The organism is Bartonella sp. CL71SXKL, from assembly GCF_042194935.1.
Classification (GTDB): domain Bacteria; phylum Pseudomonadota; class Alphaproteobacteria; order Rhizobiales; family Rhizobiaceae; genus Bartonella.
Genome location: NZ_JBHINI010000041.1, coordinates 1 through 4,896, shown reverse-complemented (window position 1 = coordinate 4,896; position 4,896 = coordinate 1). Strand labels below are relative to the sequence as shown.

4 protein-coding genes are annotated in these 4,896 nt (G+C 41.2%); all 4 read right to left on the bottom strand.

The genetic code is table 11. The features are described from left to right. Positions 1-458, bottom strand: a 458-nt coding sequence (locus ACFILA_RS09060; protein WP_375661068.1) for a transglycosylase SLT domain-containing protein, incomplete at its 3' end; no start/stop codon positions are given. A gap of 16 nt (positions 459-474) precedes the next feature. Continuing rightward, on the bottom strand, positions 475-2,658 hold the full coding sequence (locus ACFILA_RS09055) for a hypothetical protein (RefSeq protein WP_375661067.1): 2,184 nt from the start codon (positions 2,656-2,658) through the stop codon (positions 475-477). Further along, on the bottom strand, positions 2,658-3,923 hold the full coding sequence (locus ACFILA_RS09050; RefSeq protein ID WP_375661066.1) for a hypothetical protein: 1,266 nt from the start codon (positions 3,921-3,923) through the stop codon (positions 2,658-2,660). The genes ACFILA_RS09055 and ACFILA_RS09050 overlap by 1 nt, the downstream gene beginning before the upstream one ends. A 114-nt stretch (positions 3,924-4,037) precedes the next feature. Continuing rightward, the coding region (locus ACFILA_RS09045; RefSeq protein WP_375661065.1) for a hypothetical protein at positions 4,038-4,896 on the bottom strand (859 nt) is incomplete at its 5' end.

The window sequence follows — 4,896 nt, the reverse complement described above, 5'->3', positions numbered from 1 at the left end:
TACATCTGTAATACACGGTTGACAAAATCACTTGCACGCATAGCGTTGTTTCCACCATTCAAGCCAACCGCATTGCTGCCAACAATTTGCGCCGCATTGGCATGGGGATTTTGCAAAAGACGCGCGGCTCCTCCTGCACCTTGTTGATGGGCTAAATACAACTCCGCTTCACTAGGCGCTCTTCCCAACAGACGGCTTAAATGATTGCGATTATCAAGTGTCAACCGCCCCATGGCATCTGCCGCTTGCATGGGGTCAAACCTATCCTGCAAACCATATTGTTTGGCGGTGCTGTCTATAAATTGATACAACCCACCAGCAGAAGAGCGGGGATTCCTTGCATTCGGATTCCCACCACTTTCCACTTGCGCAACACGGTATAAATAACTCTCTGGCAAACCATAACGTGCTGCTGCTTGACGGATCGCTTGATTAATAGCAGGACTATAACGGGTCATAGCCTAATCTCCTCCCTTACTCAAATGCACTCAATAAATTCAACTCCTCCGTTGAGGCTTTTCCCCCACCTCCAAACAAAGCAGCAGAAAGCTTTTTGAACCATTCTTTTGTCGCATATCCCTTATGATGCGCGTTTACCATGCGTTGAATGAGAGCTACAATTTGATCATTCTTAATCTGTGTCCCCCCTGTTAACAATTTGACAACATCCTTTTCAATCCGTTGACGCTCTCTAAACGCCGCCTCTTTGAAAGGAATCCAAGCAGACTTCCCAGCAGCTTTTGCTAATTGTACAGCTGCATCACGTTTACCCGTTGGCATACTGACATTATGCGTAAAAGATATCTTTTCATCCGCTACACGACCTGGTATTCTGTTATAAAAATCTGCATAATTAGCTTCTTTTTCGACAACCTTCTTGACCGCAGAAGCTTTATCGGCTCCATAAATCTTTGCAAATCGTTTATACAGATCATTCGTACCAAAAATCTCCTTTGCCTTGGATACTTCATCTTTTGTTTGACCCATACCTTGTAAAAGTTCTGCCCTTGAACCCTTTTTAAAGTATTCTTGTTGTGCCTTTGGTAATTCATCAAAGATTTTACTGAACTCATCCTTATTAACCGACTTGCTAAGGATTTTGGAACCTTCATCCATGGCATCTAAACGTGAACTATATTGGTGATACAATGATCGTGCCTTCTTATATTTAGGCGATATATCATCCATAAGCTCTAATAACTTTTTCTGAATGCCAACTAAGGTATGAACTTTACTATTATCTCCTATCTTCTCGGCTTCATCTCTCATAAGACCAAGTTTAACCTTCGTTTCATGGAGAACTCCCATGTTGGGTTTTTCTTTAAGGAGATTAAATTTTTCAGAAGAAAACGAACTGACTTCTTTGCCACCACTCGTGAATTCCTGTAGCCCTCCTTTATAAGCCTGTTTGAAGTATGGACGCTTCATTAATTCATTAAGAGCACCATAATGCTGTTCTCCTATTGGTGTTTTTTGAGCTATTTCGTAAAGAGTATGTGGTTCTGCTTTCCTAATCGCGATAAGATCATCTTTTAAACCTGTAACATTTTGACGAGGAACAAAGTATTTATCAGCCGCCTGATGAATACGCTCCCCTCCTCCCAGCGCTCTCTGTTCAGCTCTCTTGGTTAAATCAAGATAAGCCCCTTGGTTTCTTTTCGCGATATCAAAAACAAGATCCTGTAAAAAAGGACTATGATCAGCTACGTAATCGGTAGGAACTGCTTTTTTAAAAGATTCTCCTAGCTCTTCAGACGCCTCCTTACCTAAATGTTTACTGATTGCTCTTAACGTGTCTGTTGCAACACCTTGCTTATGAGAAGGAGAAAGAAGTCTTCGTATTCCACCGACAGTAGAACCAGCCAAATGACCTAAAGCACTTCCAACCAATGCCCCGCCCGCTCCTAAACCTGCACCAGATAACGTACTTGTAAGTGTATTACCAAGTCCTTCGCCTTCTCCTGCGCCATGTAATGCTCCAGATGCCGCTCCTACTTTAAGCAAATGCGGCAATGTTGTTTTGTTCGTGATGCCTAAAAATGGACTTGCAAATCGACTTGGGGGTAACTGACCTGCTTTCAAAAAGGCTTGACCTAATTTTGACCCCGCCACATTCCTTGCAAGTGTAGGCGCTACAAAGCGTGCTCCTGAGGCTAACAATCCTCCCCCTAAAGTCGCAAGTGAAGGGATTGCCGACCCTAAAGCATTTCCAGCAAAAGAAGTCCAATAATGTTGATCACTCATCCTACGATAATAATCACGTATTCTATTAGCTTCTTTCTCATATTTTTCTATGGTTTTCTTATCTCCAGTCCAATAGTTGTAAAGCCCCTTCAAAAAAGCACTTATTGCCAACTCATCATCAGAATCACGTCCTGCCGCTGTGATCCCCGCAATTTCATCATCTAAATTAAAACTCAAACCATGCTTTAAAGAGTTCCAAAAAGCTTCACTTTGCGTGATTTCGGGATGTTGCGGTGATGGTGTTTCTTCAAAATTCGGAGCATCATCGAGAACACGCAAACGATAACGTTTTCCACTTTTAGATGTTACATATTCTGGAGTGCCACCTCTCGAATTGTCATCGAGAACACGCAAACGGTAACGTTTTCCACTTTTAGATGTTACATATTCTGGAATGCTAGTATAAGTATTCATTAATACTCTTCCTTTTCAATACGCTTACCGGTAGACGCATCTATAAACACAGTGATATCATCTCTGTCGATACCTTCCTGCCATTTCATTATAGGTATATTTGCACCACCTCCTTGTGACATAGGTGAATCTACAAAATATTTATCAGAGATTTCTTGAGGCGTATCTATAGGTTGACCTGTTAATGCGTTGTACAGTTGAAGGTCATTATGCCTATTGAAAAAATCAAATGCTGTTTTAATTACTTCAAAAGTTCTCTCCAATCCCTCTTTATCTCGCCCAACATCCAAAGAACCAAACATTGATGATAGTGCCTGACTTTCAAAATTTGATATAGGACCAGTTCCTACTGTTCCGCTAGGACTCATTGATTTTAGATTCTCAAATACCGTCCTTAGAACACCACCTCTAATTCCCTCCAATAATTTGTCTAATTTGTACCCATCACTTCCACCAAATTTTTTCGTAAACCACCCCTTAAATCCTGTAGCCTTACCTGTTTGAATGAGTTCAAAAGCAGCTTTCAGATCATTTAATCCAGCTCTCAACTGCTGCTTGGTGGTGAACATATTTTTTATCCTTCTACCCTCCCATTCTTTCTGTGATTGTAGTTTTTGATTATACTCAAGTTCTTGTGGAGACCCCTTTACCGGTCTCATTTCGCGTTCACCAGTCTCTGGATTGGTATACCATTGAAACCCCTGACTTAACTTAGGAGTATCACCACCTGTTAGCATCGCACTAAGCATTTGCGGATTACGTGCCATGAACCGCGCCTCTTCTTCACTGTACCCTTTAGATTTTAGATACTCGACAGTCTGGTTAACCTGCCCTCTTTGTTTATCTCCTTCATGCAAGTTCTTCAGCCCCTTGGCAAAAAGTTGCCATCCAGATGAATTTGGACTTGCTGTTATCGCCCCCATAAGAAAATCATCAATATTTTTACTAACATCAGACTGTGAAAAACGAGAAAGTTTATCCCAAAAACTAGGTTCTGGTTTAGAATTCTGTTCTTGTGGTGTCACTGGTTCTGTTACAACAGATGCATGATTTCCTACACTAGGTGGAATTTTTTCTCTTGGAATTGGAAACGAAGGTTTATTTTCCTCATTAGGATAAATAGAGCCTATCGGAACTAGAGAACCGTGATACACATCATATGGATTATTCATAGAAATCATACTAGGGAGAACTGGTACTTGAGGAATAAATGGTAATTTTCTATCTTTATCCAGTCTTTGACTTTCATCTATTCCTTCCTGCAATCGCTCTGTTGTCGTTTTTTTTCGTTTGAGTTCGAAATGTTTATATCTCGGGTCAAAATCTATAAAAACCATTACTTTCCCTTTAACTATTTATTTTTTCTAAGATTATTCAAACTAAACGGCAGCATTTGCTGCCTTTTCCGCAGCCTTCTTTAATCCAAAAAGCACCATCATAGCATTCTGCCAAGGGTCGTTACCATGCATCTTAGATTCTGACACATTATTCGTCGTCGTGCCGTAATTCCTTGCAAAGCCATGACCGGCGTTCATAAGCATATTCAACCTATTCCAGCCGCTATTGTCTTGTTCCAGCCAACGTTCTCTATTGGCATCAACAAGGCGTTGATTGTAGTCATTAAGAACAGATGACCCCTGCAACATATTCGAATATGCGTTATTATAAGAGGGGAATAAGTTGCCTATCATGCCTAAGCGGTTCTCATTCAGTTGATCAATCATCGAATTGGCTTGCATCATATGCTGTAAATCTCTATCACGCTGGCGATACTTGATACGAGCTAATTCATCATTAAGCCCCCTCTGTAACTCATTGTTATGCGCACTAGAGCCATAAAGACCACTACCTAAAAACTGTCGATTAATACTATTTCTTATTTCACTTAAGCCCTCTTTAAGTTCCTCATCAAATTGAGAATTCGGTCCCATCAAACCACCAGATGCAATCCAGTTAAGGTTTCTCGCAGACGATGTTGGAGTATTCATCAAATGATTCATATAATTCTGATACTGATGAGGAATAGCTCCAAGACCTCCAATTGCTTGATAAGTTGGAGCACTTAACGGGGCAACACGAGGTCCCCCATAAACATTACCACCCATCCCTGTGTCATACATGTTATACGCATCTGCACCCCCACGCTTAAAGACATTCTGCATCCAAGTAGGAGGGGCGCTTGTCTGCACCTGCTTCTGTTCTGTCGTTGCTGGTCTACTGCTCCCCATGTCACAATTC

Bases quoted from the DNA above. Each gene is read 5' to 3' on its own strand.
- ACFILA_RS09055 (WP_375661067.1), bottom strand. From the start codon at position 2,658: ATGAATACTTATACTAGCATTCCAGAATATGTAACATCTAAAAGTGGA.